This window comes from Piscibacillus sp. B03, from assembly GCF_052246295.1.
Taxonomy (GTDB): Bacteria; Bacillota; Bacilli; order Bacillales; family Alkalibacillaceae; genus Piscibacillus.
Map to the genome: position 1 here is coordinate 1 of NZ_JBQQCO010000023.1, position 19,753 is coordinate 19,753.

The 19,753-nt window shown below is 37.6% G+C and carries 21 protein-coding genes; 13 read left to right on the forward strand and 8 right to left on the reverse strand.

The annotated features are described in order from the left end of the window. Positions 1–201: 201 nt before the first annotated feature. A complete protein-coding gene (locus ACTWQB_RS13875; protein ID WP_077701816.1) occupies positions 202–1,389 on the reverse strand; it encodes an IS256 family transposase in 1,188 nt (395 codons plus the stop codon). Between the two features lie 146 nt (positions 1,390–1,535). Here ACTWQB_RS13875 and ACTWQB_RS13880 point away from each other — a divergent pair, with 146 nt between their 5' ends. Beyond that, entirely contained in the window at positions 1,536–1,934 is a 399-nt protein-coding gene (locus ACTWQB_RS13880; protein ID WP_443139796.1) for a YbaN family protein, read from the forward strand. Between the two features lie 50 nt (positions 1,935–1,984). On the opposite strand, the gene tatA is transcribed toward ACTWQB_RS13880, so the two are convergent. From tatA to ACTWQB_RS13900, 4 genes are all read right to left on the reverse strand, one after another. Next, on the reverse strand, positions 1,985–2,170 hold the full coding sequence (gene tatA / locus ACTWQB_RS13885; protein WP_443139797.1) for a twin-arginine translocase TatA/TatE family subunit: 186 nt from the start codon (positions 2,168–2,170) through the stop codon (positions 1,985–1,987). Between the two features lie 22 nt (positions 2,171–2,192). Beyond that, complete coding sequence (locus tag ACTWQB_RS13890) at positions 2,193–3,932, reverse strand: GMC family oxidoreductase (protein ID WP_443139798.1); 1,740 nt, start codon at positions 3,930–3,932, stop codon at positions 2,193–2,195. Positions 3,933–3,943: 11 nt separating this feature from the next. Next, entirely contained in the window at positions 3,944–4,705 is a 762-nt protein-coding gene (locus ACTWQB_RS13895) for a gluconate 2-dehydrogenase subunit 3 family protein (protein WP_443139799.1), read from the reverse strand. 323 nt (positions 4,706–5,028) lie between these two features. Then, positions 5,029–5,331 carry a PepSY domain-containing protein gene (locus tag ACTWQB_RS13900; protein WP_443139800.1) on the reverse strand — a complete coding sequence of 101 codons (303 nt, stop codon included), beginning with the start codon at positions 5,329–5,331 and terminating at the stop codon, positions 5,029–5,031. Between the two features lie 142 nt (positions 5,332–5,473). Between ACTWQB_RS13900 and ACTWQB_RS13905 the strand changes: the two genes are divergently transcribed. Continuing rightward, the gene (locus tag ACTWQB_RS13905; protein WP_443139801.1) at positions 5,474–6,541 is read left to right on the forward strand and encodes a M42 family metallopeptidase; all 1,068 of its coding nucleotides are present in this window, start codon (positions 5,474–5,476) and stop codon (positions 6,539–6,541) included. Between the two features lie 154 nt (positions 6,542–6,695). On the opposite strand, the gene ACTWQB_RS13910 is transcribed toward ACTWQB_RS13905, so the two are convergent. Further along, positions 6,696–7,136, reverse strand: coding sequence for a YtoQ family protein (locus ACTWQB_RS13910; RefSeq protein ID WP_443139802.1), 441 nt, complete (start codon positions 7,134–7,136; stop codon positions 6,696–6,698). Positions 7,137–7,228: 92 nt separating this feature from the next. Between ACTWQB_RS13910 and ACTWQB_RS13915 the strand changes: the two genes are divergently transcribed. From ACTWQB_RS13915 to ACTWQB_RS13945, 7 genes are all read left to right on the forward strand, one after another. Continuing rightward, positions 7,229–7,741: a hypothetical protein gene (locus tag ACTWQB_RS13915; protein WP_443139803.1), complete on the forward strand. Its 513-nt coding sequence runs from the start codon at positions 7,229–7,231 to the stop codon at positions 7,739–7,741. Positions 7,742–7,758: 17 nt separating this feature from the next. Next, on the forward strand, positions 7,759–8,790 hold the full coding sequence (locus ACTWQB_RS13920; RefSeq protein ID WP_443139804.1) for a PTS transporter subunit IIC: 1,032 nt from the start codon (positions 7,759–7,761) through the stop codon (positions 8,788–8,790). 96 nt (positions 8,791–8,886) lie between these two features. Then, positions 8,887–9,696 carry a DUF1444 domain-containing protein gene (locus ACTWQB_RS13925; RefSeq protein ID WP_443139805.1) on the forward strand — a complete coding sequence of 270 codons (810 nt, stop codon included), beginning with the start codon at positions 8,887–8,889 and terminating at the stop codon, positions 9,694–9,696. A gap of 6 nt (positions 9,697–9,702) precedes the next feature. After that, entirely contained in the window at positions 9,703–10,308 is a 606-nt protein-coding gene (ytpR, locus tag ACTWQB_RS13930) for a YtpR family tRNA-binding protein (protein WP_443139806.1), read from the forward strand. A gap of 117 nt (positions 10,309–10,425) precedes the next feature. Then, positions 10,426–11,544, forward strand: a complete 1,119-nt coding sequence (locus ACTWQB_RS13935) for a nicotinate phosphoribosyltransferase (RefSeq protein ID WP_443139807.1) — start codon at positions 10,426–10,428, stop codon at positions 11,542–11,544. Positions 11,545–11,947: 403 nt separating this feature from the next. After that, on the forward strand, positions 11,948–13,243 hold the full coding sequence (murC, locus tag ACTWQB_RS13940; RefSeq protein WP_443139808.1) for a UDP-N-acetylmuramate--L-alanine ligase: 1,296 nt from the start codon (positions 11,948–11,950) through the stop codon (positions 13,241–13,243). A gap of 60 nt (positions 13,244–13,303) precedes the next feature. Next, complete coding sequence (locus ACTWQB_RS13945) at positions 13,304–13,441, forward strand: hypothetical protein (RefSeq protein WP_443139809.1); 138 nt, start codon at positions 13,304–13,306, stop codon at positions 13,439–13,441. Between the two features lie 70 nt (positions 13,442–13,511). Here ACTWQB_RS13945 and ACTWQB_RS13950 read toward each other — a convergent pair whose 3' ends face one another. After that, positions 13,512–14,624: an aminopeptidase gene (locus ACTWQB_RS13950; protein ID WP_443139810.1), complete on the reverse strand. Its 1,113-nt coding sequence runs from the start codon at positions 14,622–14,624 to the stop codon at positions 13,512–13,514. Between the two features lie 140 nt (positions 14,625–14,764). Here ACTWQB_RS13950 and ACTWQB_RS13955 point away from each other — a divergent pair, with 140 nt between their 5' ends. The 3 genes from ACTWQB_RS13955 to ytxJ all read left to right on the forward strand — a co-directional run bounded on the left by ACTWQB_RS13955 (position 14,765) and on the right by ytxJ (position 16,021). Then, positions 14,765–15,169 (forward strand): DUF948 domain-containing protein, encoded by a 405-nt coding sequence (locus ACTWQB_RS13955; RefSeq protein ID WP_443139811.1) that lies wholly within the window; start codon positions 14,765–14,767, stop codon positions 15,167–15,169. A 24-nt stretch (positions 15,170–15,193) separates the two neighbouring features. Next, a complete protein-coding gene (locus ACTWQB_RS13960; protein ID WP_443139812.1) occupies positions 15,194–15,631 on the forward strand; it encodes a YtxH domain-containing protein in 438 nt (145 codons plus the stop codon). A 72-nt stretch (positions 15,632–15,703) separates the two neighbouring features. Next, complete coding sequence (gene ytxJ / locus ACTWQB_RS13965; protein ID WP_443139813.1) at positions 15,704–16,021, forward strand: bacillithiol system redox-active protein YtxJ; 318 nt, start codon at positions 15,704–15,706, stop codon at positions 16,019–16,021. Between the two features lie 228 nt (positions 16,022–16,249). Here ytxJ and pilM read toward each other — a convergent pair whose 3' ends face one another. Continuing rightward, complete coding sequence (pilM, locus tag ACTWQB_RS13970; RefSeq protein WP_443139814.1) at positions 16,250–18,409, reverse strand: pilus assembly protein PilM; 2,160 nt, start codon at positions 18,407–18,409, stop codon at positions 16,250–16,252. A gap of 128 nt (positions 18,410–18,537) precedes the next feature. Here pilM and ACTWQB_RS13975 point away from each other — a divergent pair, with 128 nt between their 5' ends. Next, on the forward strand, positions 18,538–19,599 hold the full coding sequence (locus ACTWQB_RS13975) for a bifunctional 3-deoxy-7-phosphoheptulonate synthase/chorismate mutase (RefSeq protein WP_443139815.1): 1,062 nt from the start codon (positions 18,538–18,540) through the stop codon (positions 19,597–19,599). The last annotated feature ends 154 nt before the right edge of the window (positions 19,600–19,753 follow it).

Genomic DNA, 19,753 nt, shown 5'->3' on the forward strand with positions numbered 1-19,753 from the left:
TGGGAGTGTCAATAATTTTGTGTAAATGACACTAAACCCTTTTGTAAGAATTAAGCTAGTTATTTATTATAAACGACCTTGCAGGTCGGACTGTGACTTTCTTCTTCAGTTACTAACCCCATAGCTGGTTCTCACCAAGGGTCAAGCGTATTTGGCTTGATGCTTGGTGAGAACCAGCTAAACTTCCAAAACTGAAGAAGATTAAGTTTCGATAGCTTCAAACATTTTAAGTAGTTCTGGTTTAGCTTTTTCAAACCCTCTATGACATCGCATACTATGTTTTTCAATATAATGATGGAATTGCGTGACTAAATAACGTTTGAGCGATTCCTCATTCGGAAATTGCTCTTTGGCTTTGATATGGCGTTTGATTTGCTTATTAAAAGACTCTATTAAATTCGTGGAGTAAATACTTCTTCGAATAGAAGCCGGAAAATCAAAAAACGTTAGGAGTTGTTCATGCCCCATCACATTTTTAATGACAGATGGATAAAGCTTTTGCCATTTCTCCCGAAATTGTTCGAGTTGAGATTCAGCTTCAGTACGATTTTCAGCTTGATATACCTTTTTAAAGTCATTAGAGATGTCTTCACGATCGCTGACGCGTACTTTTTTAGAAATATTTCGAGAAACATGTACGCAGCAAACCTGATGTTTCGCTTTAGAGTAAACACGATGAATCGAATCGGTCATTCCTTTAAGCCCATCAGAGACAAACAACAGAACGTTTTTAACGCCTCGTTCACGAAGGGACGAAAGCATCTCTTCCCAAACGTGAGCTGATTCCGTTGGGGCAATCGTATAATCCAAAACTTCCTTTGTGCCATCTTCGGTAATGCCAATCGATATATAGACAGCTTCTTTTTGGACAGTATCGCGTCTAATTGGAATATGCGTAGCGTCTAAATAGACACAAACATAGCGCTCGTTGAGCCTTCGGCTGTGGAACGCTTCTAAATCCTCTGATACACGCTGAGTGATATTGGAAATGGTCTGTTTCGTATAGTGATGGCCGTACATTCGCTCAATAAGTTGAACGATTTCGTCTGTCGTGATGCCTTTTTGATACATATGAATGATATAACTTTCAAGAGTATCATTCGTGCGATTATAAGAGCCCAGAGTTTGTTGCTTAAATTCACCGTTACGATCGCGTGGAATATCAATATTTAATTCCCCATATTCCGTTTTAATTGAACGAGGGTAAGTGCCATTACGTGAATTGCCAGAATTAAAACCTTTTCGATCATAAGGTTCATAATCTAAGAAAGCTGTCAATTCATTTTTGAGTAATTGATTGACTGCTGACTCAAGATGTTGGCGAAAAACTTCTTGGATATCCTGTTTTTGGACTAGAGCTTCAATTAAATCTGTAGTAACATGGTTCATAGGGAAGACCTCTTTTCTGTGAATTTTGTCGGCTAACTTAATTCTACAAAAAGGGTCTTCCTTTTTCTATGTTCTAAAAATCATTTACACAAAATATTTTATACTCTCTACAACTTAAGCTTTTTGCCGAAAGTAGTGGTCATATTATGAAGAAAATTTTATTTATATTACTAGGGTTTATATCGTTTGTGATTGGAGTAGCTGGATTTATATTGCCCGTGATTCCTGGAGGACCATTCTTTTTATTTGCAGCATACTGTTTTGGCAAAAGTTCTGAGCGAATAGAAAATTGGTTTAAACAAACGTCATTTTACGATCAGTATGTTTTACGATTCAAAAAAAATAGAGGGATGACCGTTAAAGAAAAGGTACGGATCAACTTAATCGCAGACAGCTTTATTATCGCATCGATTATTCTAGTTGATATACTACTTGTGAGAATCCTAATGGTTGCACTAGCACTGTATAAACATTACTTTTTTATTAAAAAAATTAAAACGATCAGCCAAGAGGAATATGATGCGCAATACGCAAAAATTGGTTAGAGGACATAACAAAACGCCTTTTTCGACATGTGCGAAAAAGGCGTTTCTTCTTAATCCTTCTTAACTTCTTCCTTGTTAGTTGGTTCTTCAATTAGTGTGTTAGCAGACTTTTTGAATTCAGATAGCGTTTGTCCGATTGCTGAACCAATCTCCGGTAATTTTTTCGGGCCAAACACAATTAATGTGATAATCAGGATTAGGATTAATCCTGGTACACCGATAGCGGAAATTCCCATTACTAAGGAACTCTCCTTTCCATTAAGTTAGACGGCTTTTGCTCTTGTTTTTAACAAGCTGGCCGCCACCATTATCGAGATATTGTTGAATACCTTCAGCAGCACGATAAGCAAGTGCGCCAACCGTTCCAGTAGGGTTGTAGCCGCCGTTGTGCGCAAACGCTGAGGCTCCAACGACAAACAAGCTTTCAGAATCCCACATTTGTAAGTAGTTGTTTACCGCTGATGTTTCAGAGTCGCCACCCATAATGACGCCGCCCGTGTTATGAGTCGTCTGGTATGGCACGATATCATAATGCTCATCCATGACGGCTTCTTCGATAATGTCTGCGCCCATTTCGCTCATAATATCTTTACAAATGCCTGTGATGTACTTGTGTAAATTGCGATCTTGGTCCGTGAAGTCGTACGTCAATCTTAATAATGGGTTTCCGTACTGGTCCTTATACGTCGGATCCAAGTCCATATAGTTGTTGCGGTGTGGTATGGATGCTCCTTGAGACACCACATTCAACGTGCGGTTATGATATTTTAATGTTTGCTTTTTAAATTCTAGACCCCATGCTGGTGTGCCAGAAGGTGTTAAGTTTGAAGCGATGGGGCGGCGTCCTGTTTGCGTAATTGAAATCGACCCACCATGGATAAAGTCTAAGTCAGAATGGTCAAAGTTATCGCCATTGTAATCATCAACTGTCGCTCCTAGTGACCCTGCACCCATGAAGGTGTTGAACTTTCTTTCTTCAAAAAATCCAGCTGCACCAGGTAAAATCTGATAACAGTAGTTCTTACCGATGACACCTTCACCAGTTTCATAGTTATAAGGACGTCCGATGTTTGATTGCAACAGTAAACGTGTGTTATTTAACACATAACTTGTCAAAACGACGACATCTGCAGGTTGAATAAATTCTTCACCTGATAAAGTATCAATATAGCGAACGCCAGTCGCTTTTCCACCTTCTTGAATAATTTCCACGACATCGGAATGAGTTCTTAATTCAAAGTTTCCTGATTTTTTGGCGGTTGGTATTACCGTTACGTTTGGTGAGGATTTGGCCCCGTACTCACAGCCAAAACGTTCACAGAATCCGCAGTATTGACATTGTGCAATTGTCTCACCATCAGGATTTTCATAGTTCTCAGAAAGGTTAGCTGACGGCATTTGAATAGGATGCAGGCCCATATTTTTCGTCGCTTCTTTGAACATGTCTAAAATTGGTGTACTTTTCATCGGTGGTGTTGGGTAGTCATTGCTACGAGGAGCCCCCATTGGATTATCCTCACCACTAATGCCAGCGACCTCTTCAAATTTATAAAAATATGGCTCTAATTCTTCGTAAGTGATCCCCCAGTCTTGTAACGTGTACTCACTCCCAAGTTTGTCACCGTATTTTTCGTCAGTCATTGATTTAATTTGAAGATCATAAGGTAAGAAGCGCCACGTCTGGCCGTTCCAGTGAACACCCGCACCGCCAACGCCTGTTCCTGGTAAGAAAGAACCGAGTCTTCTCATGGGTAGAGCTAATTCGTCTGGGTTGTTTCTAAAAGAAATTGTTTCCTTTGATGCATCTTGCATTAGCTCATGACGGATGTCGTATCGATATTCATCGTGGATCATTTGAAAATCAGAGGTCGAACGATCCTCACCACGTTCTAATCCTACGACATTGTAACCTGCCTTCGATAGCTCAGCTGCAATAATGCCGCCTGTCCAACCGACACCGATAGTTACAACATCGACTTTATCTTTTCTTGTCGCCATAATAATCCTCCTTAATGTAAGTGATCATAAAGAGCACTAGGGTCCATTTCAACAAAATCTTCACTTTCGATTTCTTCAATGTAGCTCATTTTACTACCAGGAAATTCTTTCATGCGCCATCCGTCCATATTGTTATTCCCGCCATATAACGGGTCACTGAAAGCACCAGCTAATGTCGATTCGCGTAGTAAACCAAAGAATGTAGAAGCTTTAACCCCTTTTAATTCCACTTCGTCATCAGCAAATTTACTTAAAATTTCATCCTGCTGTTCAGGCTCTAAGTCCGTAAATGAAGAATCGAATTCATTTTGACTTTCACGCTCCATCGCCATTAAACCTTGCATGAAAATCTCTTTTCTTTTTAGACGGCTCTGGAAACCTTGGTATGGTGTACCTTCACGAAATGGTCCTTGCATATATAAACGGTCATTATTGCCATACTCACCAGCCATTTCATGATCAATGAAATATGGTACTCCTAAAGCAATTGCGCCAGGTCCAAGATCATCCTCTGGAAAAATTCGTTCAGTTACTGCACTCAGGCGTTCAAACACAGCCCTATTTTTGAAAAACTTCAATGCACGATTGAAATTATGTGCTTCCTGTTGTCCCTCTTGTTGGTTTTGAGTCGCCGTTTCTTCAGAATTGTCAACTTGCCAACCAATCACGGAACCAAGAATTCCACCACCTACTAAACCGCCAGCGAAATAACCGCTGTTCTTAAGAAACTTACGGCGGGATTCATCTGTGTTGTGTTTATTTTCCTCTGCCAAGACACAAACCTCCTTGTTGTAAATGTATAGTTATTGTTTACCGCTGTTGGTTAATTTATGTAAAAAAGTCGAAGAAACATTGGTGAGAAGAACTTTTATATTTTTGACCCACTAGAATGGAGTGTTTAGGACATTAAAAATCGGATATGAGACATTTTTTGTGGTGGGATTGGGTAAATTTTTGTCGAATCGGTGCATTGAATGCCATTTTTTAAGACATTGAGAGCATTTTATGAGACATTAAGGGGATTTTATAGGACATTGCCAATTTAATCATAAAAAAACTTACCAAAGATAATATCTTGGTAAGCTAACAAATTAATCTATTCAAATCTAACAATCTCTCCTGTTTTCGCATCCATACAGAAATTAACCTGTACATTTTCACCATCTATTTCTTGGGTGATGCCACCTCTATAAACCTTGCGAGCCTCTCCATTTAACTCTATCTCTTCAAGTTTCATCAATATCCATGACCCTGTGATTTGACCTTTTTCTTCAAACTGTTTCTTAACTTTCTTTAAGGCTAAGTCTGGAAATAACCATTTTTCTGTTACTTGTTTACCTACAATCGTGCCTACAGTAATTCCAACCGCAGCTGGTGCGATCAACTTATACCACTTCATTAAACCCTCTCCATTTTTAAATATTCTTACTGATATTATACGTTTCTTTCTATTAGAATAAAATATCTTTCATATAGATTGGAATAATTCGTGCTTTTTCGATAAAATAGAGTAGGAACTAATAAGATCGGAGTGATACATAATGAAACAAGATACGCTAGACATGTTCAAGACGTTAACAGAATTACCTGGTGCGCCAGGACATGAACATCAAGTACGTAACTTCATGAAGCTAGAATTAGAGAAGTATTCAGATGACATCATTCAAGATCGACTAGGCGGTGTATTCGGCGTTCGCCGTGGAGATGGCCCCAAAGTAATGGTAGCGGGCCACATGGATGAAGTTGGATTTATGGTGACGCAAATTACTAAAAACGGAATGATTCGTTTTCAACCATTAGGTGGTTGGTGGAACCAAGTGTTACTAGCACAGCGCGTTCAAGTTATCACTGATGAAGGCCCGATCCCTGGTGTTATTGGATCGATTCCACCTCATAACTTAACACCTGAGCAACGTAAAAAGCCAATGGACATTAAAAATATGTTAATCGATATTGGTGCTGATGATGAAGAAGATGCTAAGAAAATTGGTATCAAACCAGGTCAGCCAATTTTACCTGTATGTCCATTTACACCAATGGCAAACGACAAGAAGATCATGGCAAAAGCATGGGATAACCGTTATGGTTGCGGTCTTTCTATTGAACTGTTAAAAGAGTTACAAGGTGAGACATTAAACCATGAGCTATATTCTGGTGCAACCGTTCAAGAGGAAGTAGGACTAAGAGGTGCACAAGCTGCAGCGAACATGATTAAACCTGATTTATTCTTCGCCTTAGACGCATCGCCTGCTAATGATATGGAAGGTAAAGATAAAGAATTTGGCCACTTAGGCAAAGGTGCGCTCGTTCGAATCTTTGACCGTTCAATGGTGACGCATCGTGGTATGAGAGATTTTGTACTAGATACAGCTGAGTCAAAAGATATTCCATATCAGTACTTTATTTCTCAAGGTGGAACAGATGCAGGTCGTGTACACATTTCGAATGATGGTGTACCATCTGCAGTAATTGGCGTTTGCTCGCGTTATATTCATACAAGCTCATCAATCGTTCATGTTGATGACTACGCAGCAGCAAAAGAATTACTCGTCAACTTAATTAAGCAAGTCGACCAAACAACAGTAGATACCATCAGACAGAATGGTTAAGATATAGTGCCAAACTGAGGTGAGGTTTCGCCAAAGTGAGCTGAGGTTTCGCCAAAGTAAGGTGAGCGCGACGAGCGTTCATCGAAGCAGGTTACAGAAACTTTGAGAGCACAAAAAAAGAGAGATGACCACTTAGTCATCTCTCTAATCATGCTTATTTATAATAGTATTCTAGTACTTGAAGAGCTTGATCTAGGTTCTCAACGGTTATGGTTGCTTTGTTAGATAACTCTTTCAATGGATGGATCAATTTTTCAGGACGTACAAGAATTAATGGTTTGTTTAACCCAATCGCAATTCCGGCGTCCATTGCTGTATTCCACTGTTTGTAAGATTCTCCAAATAGTGCAATCACAGCATCCGCTTTATTCATTAAAATATCCGTTCTGAAGTTATTAACACTTGCACCTACATCGTCACGATATTTTTGATTAGGTTGCTCACCTAAAATTTTCTCACCGATATCATCTGATAAATCGTGTTCTTCTTGAGGACCTGTAAATTGAATATCTAAATTTTTGTCTGCAGCTTTCTTTTTAAGTTGTTGACGCCAATCATCATGAATTTGTCCTGCTAAATAAATGTTTAGACTCATAGATTCGATACCTCCAAGACTATTATTCTATCTATTTATCATCTAATGAAAGAAAAGTTTTGTCAAATAATTCAAAATAGGGGAGAGAGAAAGTGTATTATAAAAGATTATGGTTAGCGTTTATGACCCTGATGGGTGTACTGCTACTTTCAGGGTGCCTTAGTTCTGAAGAAGATACTTTAGAAGAAACGAATAGTATCGTGAAAGAAGAGTTTTTATCAGATTTAGAGGTTGAACGAAATTTTAAATCGAATGATTTTGAAATGTATAAGCCTGACTCACTTGAATTTTCAGAGGCGCGTGGATCAAACTTGATTTTCTTTGAAGGTGAACAACCATACATATTATTTGTAAATGAACTAGAAGCACCAAATAGCAAATGGTTCTATGATGACTTAAAAGAGAGAGAAGAAGAGCTTCATTTAAGAACATTTGAAACGGACGATCGTTTTGCTTATTACAGTGTAGAAGAAAAAGAAGAAGAACATTATGAAGTGCAAGTTGGAATTGGTGGTATAAAAATGGCAACCAGAACTGAACTCAACAACTTAAAAGAAGATGTTCAAGAAATGATTAAGATGGTTAAATCAATCGATGCGAAATAGTCGGAGGATCTATAATCATGAAAGAGTTTTTGAAACGAAAAGGTGTAGACATTAGCTTTCAAGCATATGCGATTACGGCGTTAAGTTATATGGCTTTAGGTTTGTTTGCTTCTTTAATTATTGGGGTTATTATTCAAACAATCGGAACCGAAATTCCATATGCGCCTGACTTTCTAGTTGAAGCGGGTGGCTATGCCATTCAAGGAGGCGTCTATGGTGGTGCGATTGGTGTTGCCGTTGCTTATGGATTAAAAGCTCCACCACTAGTTATGTTCAGTGCATTATTTGCAGGATCATTCGCAGCGCACCCAGATTTCATCAACTCTGGTCCTGCAGGTAGTTTCATAGCAGCCTTATTTGCGATTGAAATTGGAAAATTAGTCAGTAAAGAAACAAAAATCGATATTATTGTCACGCCCTTTGTGACAATTGTGGTTGGATATTTTGTCGCGAAAATTGTAGGTGTGCCAATTGCGGAGTTCTTAACGGCATTTGGTAATGTAATCGAATGGGCGATAGAGTTGAGACCATTTTTAATGGGAATAATAGTTGCTGTCTTAATGGGACTAGCTTTAACAGCGCCGATTTCTAGTGTAGCCATCGCGATTATGCTTGATCTTGGAGGATTGGCTGCAGGGGCTGCGACAGTAGGCTGCGCTGCTCAAATGATTGGATTTGCGATAAGTAGTTATCGGGAAAACCGTTTCAGCGGCGTTATTTCACAAGGCCTAGGAACGTCCATGCTTCAAGTAGCTAACATTATGAAGAACCCAGCGATTCTCATACCGCCGACTGTTGCAGGAGCAGTGCTTGCGCCGGTTTCCACAGTTTGGTTACAGCTAGAGAACAATGCTTACGGTGCTGGAATGGGAACAAGTGGTTTAGTAGGACCAATCATGACTTTAGAAACAATGGGCTTTACCCAGGAGATTTTTTGGACAATAGTCATTTTGTTCTTTGTAGCTCCAGCGATTATCAGCCTATTGATCTCTGAATGGTTACGTAAAAAAAAGATTATAAAGTTCGGAGATATGAAGTTAGACGTATAACATGTTAGCATGGCCATAAAGGGGTCATGCTTTTTTCTTAGCTGATAAAATGGTAAAATAATGGCTAGTGTGGCTTTCGTAAAGGAGGCGAAAAAGATGAAGATGACATCTATTAAAATGAAACGTAAATTAGAGGAACGTTTTAACCATGAAGAGTGGCAAACACACTTTAATCGTGATGAAGATACATTTCGAGTTGAATGGAAAGAGAGTAAAGAAGGGGTTACCATTTCATTACCAGGCGTTATTTCGAAATGGGAAAACCGAGGAGAAGAAGCACTTGATGAAATCGAGAACCATATCAAGGAAGCTTTAAAGATTATGAACGAGGAACAAACGTTAGAAGGTAAAGAGGCTAATATTTTTCCGGTTATTCGTTCAGGATCTTTTCCTAAAGAATCGAATAATGGTGAGAAGTTAATCCACCATGATCATACAGCGGAAACGAGAATTTACTACGCGTTAGACTTAGGTAAATCTTATCGATTAATAGATGAGAAAATGCTTAAGCAAGAAAATTGGGAAGAAGACCGCGTTAAAGAAGTGGCGATGTTTAATATTAGACGCCGCTCAACAGACATGAAGTCTGATGAGGTAGCGGGTAACACCTTTTATTTCTTATCATCTCAAGACGGATATGATGCTAGTAGAATTTTAAATGAAGCGTTATTAGAAGAGATGGCAAGTAAAGTTGAAGGTGAATTAGCTGTTGGGGTGCCGCACCAAGACGTTTTAATCTTTGTTGATGTAAAAAATAAAACAGGTTATGATATTTTAGCACAGATGATGATGCAGTTCTTTGCAGAAGGACAGATCCCAATTACATCATTACCATTTATTTATGAAGATAAAAAACTCGAGCCCATCTTTATATTAGCTCAAAACAAACCAAAGGATAAGGAGTAGAGGACCATGCAATTTGTCTATAACAAACAAGGAATCGGTGATGTATTAATCATTACATTGGACCAAAAAGAGGCTGACGTCATTCATAAAAACCACGGTGATGTTACAAGACTCTTAGATGAAGAAGGTCAAATTGTTGGTTATAATATCTTTAACGTGTCTAACTATATGTCGTTAGATGGTCAGGGACCAATTGAAGTGACAGAAGAACTGGTAGCTAAGGTTAAAGATATTTTTTCTAAAAATGGTGTTCAAGATGAATTAAATGTTGATTTATCACCTAAGTTCGTTGTTGGTTATGTTAAAGAAATCGCACCTCACGAAAACGCATCAAAATTAAACGTTTGCCAAGTCGACGTTGGAGATGAGGAGCTACAAATTGTTTGTGGTGCACCAAATGTCGACCAAGGACAAAAAGTTGTTGTCGCAAAAGTAGGTGCGATGATGCCAACTGGTATGTTAATTAAAGACTCTGAACTAAGAGGTGTTGAGTCTAGCGGCATGATTTGCTCAGCAAAAGAATTAAACCTACCCAAAGCTAGCGAGAAGAAAGGTATTCTAGTGTTAGACGACAGTTACGAAGTAGGAGCACCGTTTAATTTATATAAATAATGTTTAATAAATAATAGTTATTAGAGATGGCTGTCTCAGCAGTATCCTATTGACTTAGTGCTATGAACGCACTTTTAGAGACGCCTCTTAATCTCACGAAGATTTGAGGGAAATGCGATGAAAGAATTCACATTAAAACAACAAGGGAAAATCAAACGCTTAACTAACGAAACGTTCAAGTTTGATGAACGAGTTGGTGAAGGGTGGTTTTCAGCTGTTTACTTTTTGAAAACAAAGAAAATTGTAGAAGAACATTTAAGTGAAAATATTGTTACGATGCAATTTTTCCAGAAAAAAAATGATGCTGTATTATGCGGAACCGATGAAGCAATTGCGTTATTACATACGTTTGCCGATCATCCTGAGGATCTTGAAATTCACTCATTACAAGATGGGGATAAGGTTAGCCCATATGAATCAGTCTTAACTGTAACGGGGCCTTATCAGAACTTCGGTTATTTAGAAGGCATCATTGATGGAATTCTATCAAGAAGGACATCGGTTGCAACAAACGTTTATAAAGTGGTTAAGGCTGCGAAATCAAACGGCAGTGATAAACCTGTGATTTTTATGGGAGATCGTGATGATCATTACACGCAGCAAGCTGGTGACGGTTATGCGGCCTATATTGGTGGCTCAACTGCCCAAGCAACTCACGCTATGAATGAATGGTGGGGTAAGCAAGGGATGGGCACCATGCCTCACGCTTTAATCCAAATGTTTAAAGGGGATATCGTCAAGACTGCTTATGCTTATAAAGAAACATTCCCAGACGATGATTTGATTGCATTAGTTGATTACAACAATGATGTTATTACTGATTCGTTAAGGGTTGCGCGTGAGTTTGGCAACGAGTTACAAGGGGTAAGAATTGACACATCTAAGAACATGGTCGATCAATATTTCTTCAGAAACCCTCAAATTATGGGCTCCTTTGACCCAAGAGGTGTGAATCCAGAATTGGTCTTTGCACTTCGTGATGCACTAGACCAAGAGGGATACCACCACGTTAAAATCATGGCAAGTGGTGGTTTTAACGAAGAAAAAATTCAACGCTTTGAATCAATGGGTGTACCTGTTGATATGTATGGCGTTGGAAACAACCTATTGAAGATCAACATTGGTTTTACTGGTGATAATGTTAAGTTGAACAACGAGGACGAGGCTAAAGAAGGCCGCCGTTTCAACTATAATCCAAGGCTTGAAAAAGTTGATTACCCTGTAAATCAAGATTGATTGTCGTAACGGCAATCAATCTTTGTTTTTTGTTATAGCGATGATGCGAATGTCTCATAAAATGTAGGCAATGACTCATAAAACCCTTAAAATTACTTATAAAATTAATTTAATGCATCGTTTCAACAAATTTCGTGTCTCATAAATGAATACTGATGTCCTAAAAATTTTTGTATTTGGGTCAAAAGTCATTAGTGATGATCGAATTAATATAAATATGAGAGATTATTGTTATAAATCATACATAATGGGGTAAAGGTCTCTGACACCATTTTAAAATTCGATTACGACTATAATGTTTAATGTATTTATCAATGTTTTCTGCTATAATGTATAAAAGCAAAATGAATTTATTATGCATATATTATACACAGGATGATAGATATAAGCGGAGGTTCGATTAATGCCGACTTACCATTTCATTGGAATAAAAGGAACCGGAATGAGTGCTCTAGCACAAATTTTGCATGATTCCGGAGAACACGTACAAGGTTCAGATATAGAGAAGCACATTTTTACTGAAGATGCACTAAGAGAGAAAAATATTCGAATTTTACCATTCGATGAAGCTAATATTACTGAAGGCTTAACCATTATTGCTGGTAATGCTTTTAATGATGAACATGAAGAAATTGTTAAAGCAAAAGAGTTAGGTTTAGATTTTTATCGTTATCATGAATTTTTAGGCGAATGGCTAACTAAGTTTACAAGTATCGCCGTGACAGGTGCTCATGGGAAAACGTCGACAACAGGGTTATTAGCCCATACGTTAAAACATAATGTACCAACATCTTACTTAATTGGTGATGGAACAGGTCATGGACACCCAGAGAGTCAATATTTTGTGTTTGAGGCTTGTGAGTATCGCAGACATTTTCTAGCCTATAATCCAGATTATGCGATTATGACGAATATTGATTTTGATCACCCGGATTACTTTAGAAGTGTTGATGATGTCTTTGATGCGTTTCAATCAATGGCAATGAATGTTGAAAAAGGAATCATTGCTTGTGGTGATGATGAGTATTTACAACAGATTCAGGCAAAAGTACCAGTTGTTTATTACGGGTTCACAGAAGGTAATGATTTTCAGGCGAAAAACGTTAAGGAATCAGAAGAAGGAACGACTTTTGATGTATATGTAAGAAGTACTTTCTACGATACATTCACAATACCACAGTATGGTAACCACAGTGTGTTAAATGCATTAAGTGTCATTGCACTTATGCAGTATGAAAGCTTCACGTCACAGCAAATTAGTCACCTGAAATCATTCCCAGGTGTGAAGCGTCGTTTTACTGAAACTGAGTGGAAGGATGGGCAGATTCTAATTGATGACTATGCACATCATCCTAAAGAAATCGAAGCAACGATTGATTCAGCTAGAAAGAAGTATCCTGAAAAAGAAGTCGTGGCAGTTTTTCAACCACACACGTTTACAAGAACAAAACAATTTATCGATGAGTTTGCTGAAAGCTTATCCAAAGCAGATCACATTTATTTATGCGATATTTTCGCATCTGCTCGTGAAAAATCCGGAAACTTAACGATTGATCATTTGAAAGAAAAAATTGATGGCGCCAAATTATTAAATGAAGGCGAAACAACGGTCCTTCAACAGCATGGAAACAGCGTGTTGTTATTCATGGGCGCTGGAGATATTCAAAAATATGAAGAAGAGTTTAAAAAGTTAGCTTAATGATCAACCAGGGGTAGAACGATTAGCTCCTGGTTATTTTCTGTTAAAGAGGTGATACATATGTCTAAAAGTACAACTTGTGCAGTTACATTAGAATTTTATCAAGATAAACATCGCTCAGGTTTGAGTGATTATCATTTATCAGATGAACAGAATAGATATGCTTCCAAAGCTTTAGATGCGTTAGAGCAATGTTAAGCTGATCCAACGCGACATCCAAATTACTCATGAAAAAGGCTGCCGAACTCATTCCGGCAGCCTTTAACTATTATTTTAGTTGATCTGGATTAAGTACTTCTAACTCAGGAAGGACGAAGCGGCCGTCTTTTCTAACTAGCTCGCCATCGAAATACATTTCGCCTCCACCGTAATCTTCACGCTGGATGCACACCATATCCCAATGGATTGATGAGTCGTTACCGTTATAAGCATTGTCATAAGCTTGGCCAGGTGTGAAATGGAAGCTTCCGTCGATTTTTTCATCAAATAAAATATCTTTCATTGGGTGTAAAATATATGGGTTAATGCCGATTGCAAATTCTCCTATATAACGAGCACCTTCATCTGAATTGAATACCTCATTGATTCGTTCAGTGTCATTGGCTTTAGCGTCCACAATTTTACCGTTTTCAAACGTCAACTGTACGTTCTCAAAAGTAAACCCTTGATAAGGTGATGGCGTGTTATACGTTAGCGTTCCGTTGACAGAGTCTTTTACAGGCGCCGTGTATACTTCTCCATCTGGAATGTTCATTTGACCTGCACATTTTATTTTCGGAATGTCTTTAACCGAGAATTTTAAGTCTGTGCCTGGACCTTTGATATGAACTTCATCTGTTTGTTCCATTTTCTTAACAAGCGCGTCCATGGCTTTGTCCATTTTTGCGTAGTCTAATGTACAAACATCGAAATAGAAATCTTCGAATGCTTCCGTACTCATGCTCGCTAGTTGCGCCATCGATGCGTTTGGGTAACGAAGGACGCACCATTTTGTTTTAGGTACGCGAATATTTCGGTGCACACGACCAACCGTTTGACCGAATAATTTATTGTTTTCACTTGGTACGTCAGATAACTCATTAATGTTGTCACCAGAACGAATCGCAATGTATGCATCCATATCTTCCATTACAGTTGATTCGTATTTCTCCCAAGCTTTTAGTTGTTCTTCGTTAGCACCTTTTAGTAAAGAGCGCATGACTTTAGGATCCTTAAGTTCTACAAAAGGATGCCCACCTGCTTCGTATGCTTTTTCAATAATTGCAGATACTAATTCTTGTTGGAGGCCAGTGTTTTCAATTAAAAGTTTCTCGTTTTTCTCTAACTTTACCGAGTAATTAACGAGAAGGTCTGCTAATTTATCAATTCTAGGATCTCTCATATGTATTACCTACTTTCATATAAATTGATTTATAAGAATATTTTATCATATTTGTTTAAACAGATGGTAAAAGGTTGTTTGACAATGAAGTAATTCGGGTATAGATTAGAATAAAGAAGATATAGGAAGGTGTGAACATTATGAATCTGCTACATATTTCAGCTTTGGTTGCAGCAGTCGCTTTTTTAATACTCGTCATTTATATTTCCTATACGCTTATATCGGTACGTAAGACGTTTCATCACGTAGCGAACACAGTTGAGGGTATTGAGAAGCAAATGCAAGGAATTACACATGAAACAACGGAATTATTGAAAAAGACGAATCATCTGGCAGAGGACATATCTGAAAAAACAGATAAAGTGAATATTTTATTCGACGGTGTTAAAGGAATTGGTTATACTGTGCAGGATTTTAACCAATCTTTGCAGAAATTATCAGATGAGTTAAAATTACAAGCTAATGAACACGCTGAGAAAACTACCCAGACGATTAAATGGGGTGAAGCAGCGATTCATCTTTGGAAAAAGTATAAAGAAAATTAATTAATTATGAGGAGGAATTGTATTATGACTAACGAAAAAGAAGTAAAAAATAATGAGGAAAACATCAACAGCAAAGACTTTTTAATCGGTTCTTTAATTGGTGGGATTGTAGGGGCTTCAGTTGCATTACTATTTGCACCAAAATCAGGACGTGAAATGAGAGAAGATCTTAACACAGGTGCTCAACAAGTTCGTGAACGTGCTAATGAGTGGAAAGATGTTGCATATGAAAAAGGGACCGAGTGGTCATCTCAATTACAAGAGAGAAGTCGCGATTTATCTGATCGAGTGAAAGATAAAACTGGGGAACTTCAAGATCGCGTGAACCAATTTAAAGAAGAGAAGTTAAATAAAGAAAATAAAGAAGCTTTAGAAGTTGCTGAAGCGATTGAAGAAGCTGCTGAAGAACTTGAACGTTTAGAAGCAGACCAAGCTTATGAAGAGGCAGTTCATAAAAACTAAAGAACGGTTATACTAAAGGTTGTTGGTAATCATGCCAACAACCTTTTATACCATTATAAGGAGTTTTTGATCATGAAGGAACTAACATCCGTTGAAGAATTTAAAGAGACACTAGAAGCAAATGACCAAATCGTTTTATTCAAGCATTCTCTCACATGTCCTATTAGCAGTGAAGGGAAAGGCCAAGTAGAGAAATTTGATGAGAGCCATGATGTTCCAACGTTTATTATTCATATTCAAAATAATCGTGAACTATCCAATTACGTCGCAGAACATTTTAATATCAAGCATGAATCACCACAATTGTTCTACATTAAAAATGGACAAGTCGATTTCCACGCTTCTCATTTTGATATTACAAGTGAGAAGATTGAACAAGCTGTACAATAGGCGTTTTGTAGCTTTCTGAGTACGACTTCTTATTTTAGATAATAAAACCGGAAATTAGATAATAAAAATTTCATTTTAGATAATAAAACTCAAAAATAGATAATAAATCACTCATTTTAGATAATAAAACTCAAAAATAGATAACAAATCACTCATTTTAGATAATAAAACCGAAAATTAGATAATAAATTACTTCCCTGCTCCATTAGAAAACCCCAAAGCTCAACGTTAATTGAGCTTTGGGTTTGTTGTTTTTTTAAATTCAATTGATAACTGATCCCCGTCGCTAATTTCTTCTATAAATCCAACCTCTGTGTTGTTTTTAATTAACTTAAATCGAGTTCCTTTTAGCTGGTTTAAATCAAGTTTTATATGCCTGAAAATATCTTGAAAAATAAAAGGCTCGTCATTTAGTTTTTCAAAAACAATCGTGTCATTTGGATAAACTAGTGATTCACGTTTCACTTTCTCTCCGTTACGATAAACGTTGACTAAGTTTTTCGTTAATTGAACAGGTTGATTATTAAAATGCACAGTGATCAAATGGTCTTGTTTCTCATTTAAAGATGATAGTAATTCATCTATTGTTATTGTTTCATGGCGCTTTAATTCTAGGTGGTCGTTATTTTTAATTTCGTCTGTTAATCTCAATGGGCGTCCTTTTCTAATCACCTCAACCATTTGATTGAATAACTTGTACTCATGTTGGTTCAGACGAACTCTAAATGGGTGAAATTTATAAGTTAATTCTTCCATTCCACAATACTTTAAAACGTCCTCTAATGTCATTGACGGATTACAAATGATACGATCGCCATCAGATAAACGGTGAGTTGCAGGAACGGTGGCGCCATTTACCGAAACAGGCATTGGGATCTGATAAGTGTCTTGATTAATTTGTACTTGTAGTTCTGGTAAATCACCTAAAACATCTTGAACGGTATATTCGGGTGTCGTTCCGTCTATTCCTTTGATGACTTCTAGTTCATCATTGTGCTTGATTGTATCTTGAACGGAAGCTTCTTGACCGTTGATTTTTATAGTAGGAGCTGTGCCAAGTGTTCCTGGCAATGTGATATCCTTACCATTTAAATCAATCATTATAGCCATACCAGGTTTTCCGTACAATTTATTTAATTGAATACCTGCAGCCAATAAACAATCCCCAATAGTTAACTGTTTTAAATCAAAAAGTCTAATCGTACGTTGATTAACCGTTACACTAATGTATTTAACTGGATTTTGTTTGGCTGCAATCGCAATGCCAATAGGTGTGATAAATTCTGGACTATTTGGTAATTGATTACGATCCGTTAACGATTGAATCGCGTCAATACCTCTAATTGCGACCCTATTTTCAGGTAAACTTAATTGTTCAGCGAGTTTTTTAGGTAATTCGGGTGTTAGGCTACCACCACCCACTAACATAACAGCTTGAGGCGGTTTCTCGTTTAGTTGTAAAATTTCATTACTGATTGATTGAGCTAATTGACTAATGGACTCATCAACTTCTCTTACGATTTCTTCATACTCAAATTGATGTGCAATGCCTAATATGTCTTCAAAAGTAACGGTTGATTGATTGTTTAATGCCCTTTTAACTTCTTCAGCTCGATGGAAATCTAGTAAAAACTTCTCACTAACAGCTTCCGTGATTTCATCGCCAGCTTTTGGAACCATGCCATACGCTGTGATTGTTCCTTCTTTTGTAATCGCAATATCACTCGTTCCAGCTCCAATATCGACTAGTGCCACATTTAAACGTCTCATTGACTCTGGAATTAAAACTTGGATTGCTGCAATAGGTTCAAGGGTTAAAGCATCCATCTCTAAGTCAGCACGCTTTAAAGCTGAAAGTAGAGAATCAACAACGACCTTTGGCAGGAAGGTTGCGATAATTTCTACTTTAGCCGTGTCTCCTTGTTGGTCAACTAATGAACCGATTTCTGAACCATCTAAGTAATAGTGTAAAACAGAATATCCCACACAGTAATAATTCGTCATCTCATTAGATTCTTCTTCTTCAGCTAATTTATATTGAGCTTGCTGAACAGCTGTAAGTTCTAAATGTAGGATATCTTCATTAGTCATAAGTGGTTGTTCTAGGATGGTTGTCTCATAATGAGCACGTTTTGTTTTGAGAGCTCGTCCAGCTGCTGCCACGCATACTTTAGTTAACGGTCCATGCTTTGCTTCTAACTTAGCCTTAACTTTCGAGATGACATTAGAAACCTTTAATATATTATGGATCTGCCCGTCTAACATGGAACGTTCTTCATGTTCTTCTGCTATGATATCTAAGACTTTATAGTGTTGATCGGTTTGTTCTAGCATAATCCCCACAACACTTCTAGTTCCTATATCTAAGGCAAATAGTTTTTGGCTCACATGAATTAACCCCTTTTATGATGGATTAAATGACAATTCTTCTATGGTCATTTATAATACTAGGAAGAATATAGTTAAAGTTAATGTACCATAAAAATAGATTTCACAAAACTAGGGGAGGATTCATCATGAGTGCCAACCGATTGGATGAATTAAGAAATGAAGTTGACCAAGTCAATTTACGCATATTAGATTTAATTAACCGTCGTGGTGACTTGATTAAACAAATCGGCGATATAAAAACGGAGCAAGGAATTAATGTTTTTGACCCGATTCGAGAACGAGAAATGCTAGACCTTATTTTAAAGAATCATGATGGGCATTTCGAATACTCGACAATCGAACATTTATTTAAGGAAATTTTTAAAGCAGCAAAAGAGTTAATTGAAGAGGATCAATTAAATGCACTTTTAGTTTCAAGGCAAAAGAAACCAACAGACACAATAGTTAAGATTGGTGAAGATATTCAAATTGGTAATGGACATAGAGAATTTGTATTTGGTCCGTGTTCGGTTGAAACATATGAACAAGTTGATGCTGTCGCAGAAGCGATTAAACAAGAAGGGTTAACCATGATTAGGGGTGGTGCCTTTAAACCAAGAACGTCTCCGTATGATTTCCAAGGCTTAGGAGTCGAAGGGCTGAAGATCCTCAAAGAGGTTGGGGACAAGCATGGATTAAAAACGGTAAGTGAAATCGTAAATCCAAAAGATATTGAACTTGCTCATAACTATGTTGATGTGATCCAAATTGGAGCAAGAAATATGCATAACTTTGAATTATTAAAAGAAGCGGGTAGAGCGAGTAAACCGATCTTTCTTAAGCGTGGCTTAGCTGCGACCATTAATGAATTCATAAATGCAGCAGAATATATTATTTCACAAGGTAACGGGCAAATCATTTTATGCGAGCGAGGTATTCGCACGTATGAAACAGCCACACGTAATACATTAGATATTACAGCCGTACCAATTTTGAAAAAAGAAACACACTTACCCGTATTTGTTGATGTGACGCACTCAACTGGACGTAGAGATTTATTATTACCTGCAGCGAAGGCAGCACTCGCTATTGGAGCTGATGGCGTCATGGCTGAGGTTCATCCAGACCCTGCAACTGCACTATCTGATTCGCAGCAACAAATGGATATACCAACTTTCCACTCATTTATTAATGAGTTACGTCAATAACAGGAATACTATTTATAGTATTTCTGTTTATTTTGTGAATGAAAAAGAACAGTTTGCTTATAGACTTCTGTTATTGTTGATAGAATTTTTAGAATGTCGTATGCTAACAATAATAAGAAAAGCGCAAGCGCCCGTTTATTTACCCAGGTTGGGA

Excerpts from the sequence above, each read along its gene's own strand:
- ACTWQB_RS13875 (WP_077701816.1), bottom strand. The coding sequence starts at position 1,389 with ATGAACCATGTTACTACAGATTTAATTGAAGCTCTAGTCCAAAAACAG.
- ACTWQB_RS13880 (WP_443139796.1), top strand. The coding sequence starts at position 1,536 with ATGAAGAAAATTTTATTTATATTACTAGGGTTTATATCGTTTGTGATT.
- tatA (WP_443139797.1), bottom strand. The coding sequence starts at position 2,170 with ATGGGAATTTCCGCTATCGGTGTACCAGGATTAATCCTAATCCTGATT.
- ACTWQB_RS13890 (WP_443139798.1), bottom strand. The coding sequence starts at position 3,932 with ATGGCGACAAGAAAAGATAAAGTCGATGTTGTAACTATCGGTGTCGGT.
- ACTWQB_RS13900 (WP_443139800.1), bottom strand. The coding sequence starts at position 5,331 with ATGAAGTGGTATAAGTTGATCGCACCAGCTGCGGTTGGAATTACTGTA.
- ACTWQB_RS13905 (WP_443139801.1), top strand. The coding sequence starts at position 5,474 with ATGAAACAAGATACGCTAGACATGTTCAAGACGTTAACAGAATTACCT.
- ACTWQB_RS13910 (WP_443139802.1), bottom strand. The coding sequence starts at position 7,136 with ATGAGTCTAAACATTTATTTAGCAGGACAAATTCATGATGATTGGCGT.
- ACTWQB_RS13920 (WP_443139804.1), top strand. The coding sequence starts at position 7,759 with ATGAAAGAGTTTTTGAAACGAAAAGGTGTAGACATTAGCTTTCAAGCA.
- ACTWQB_RS13925 (WP_443139805.1), top strand. The coding sequence starts at position 8,887 with ATGAAGATGACATCTATTAAAATGAAACGTAAATTAGAGGAACGTTTT.
- ytpR (WP_443139806.1), top strand. The coding sequence starts at position 9,703 with ATGCAATTTGTCTATAACAAACAAGGAATCGGTGATGTATTAATCATT.
- ACTWQB_RS13935 (WP_443139807.1), top strand. The coding sequence starts at position 10,426 with ATGAAAGAATTCACATTAAAACAACAAGGGAAAATCAAACGCTTAACT.
- murC (WP_443139808.1), top strand. The coding sequence starts at position 11,948 with ATGCCGACTTACCATTTCATTGGAATAAAAGGAACCGGAATGAGTGCT.
- ACTWQB_RS13945 (WP_443139809.1), top strand. The coding sequence starts at position 13,304 with ATGTCTAAAAGTACAACTTGTGCAGTTACATTAGAATTTTATCAAGAT.
- ACTWQB_RS13950 (WP_443139810.1), bottom strand. The coding sequence starts at position 14,624 with ATGAGAGATCCTAGAATTGATAAATTAGCAGACCTTCTCGTTAATTAC.
- ACTWQB_RS13955 (WP_443139811.1), top strand. The coding sequence starts at position 14,765 with ATGAATCTGCTACATATTTCAGCTTTGGTTGCAGCAGTCGCTTTTTTA.
- ACTWQB_RS13960 (WP_443139812.1), top strand. The coding sequence starts at position 15,194 with ATGACTAACGAAAAAGAAGTAAAAAATAATGAGGAAAACATCAACAGC.
- ytxJ (WP_443139813.1), top strand. The coding sequence starts at position 15,704 with ATGAAGGAACTAACATCCGTTGAAGAATTTAAAGAGACACTAGAAGCA.
- ACTWQB_RS13975 (WP_443139815.1), top strand. The coding sequence starts at position 18,538 with ATGAGTGCCAACCGATTGGATGAATTAAGAAATGAAGTTGACCAAGTC.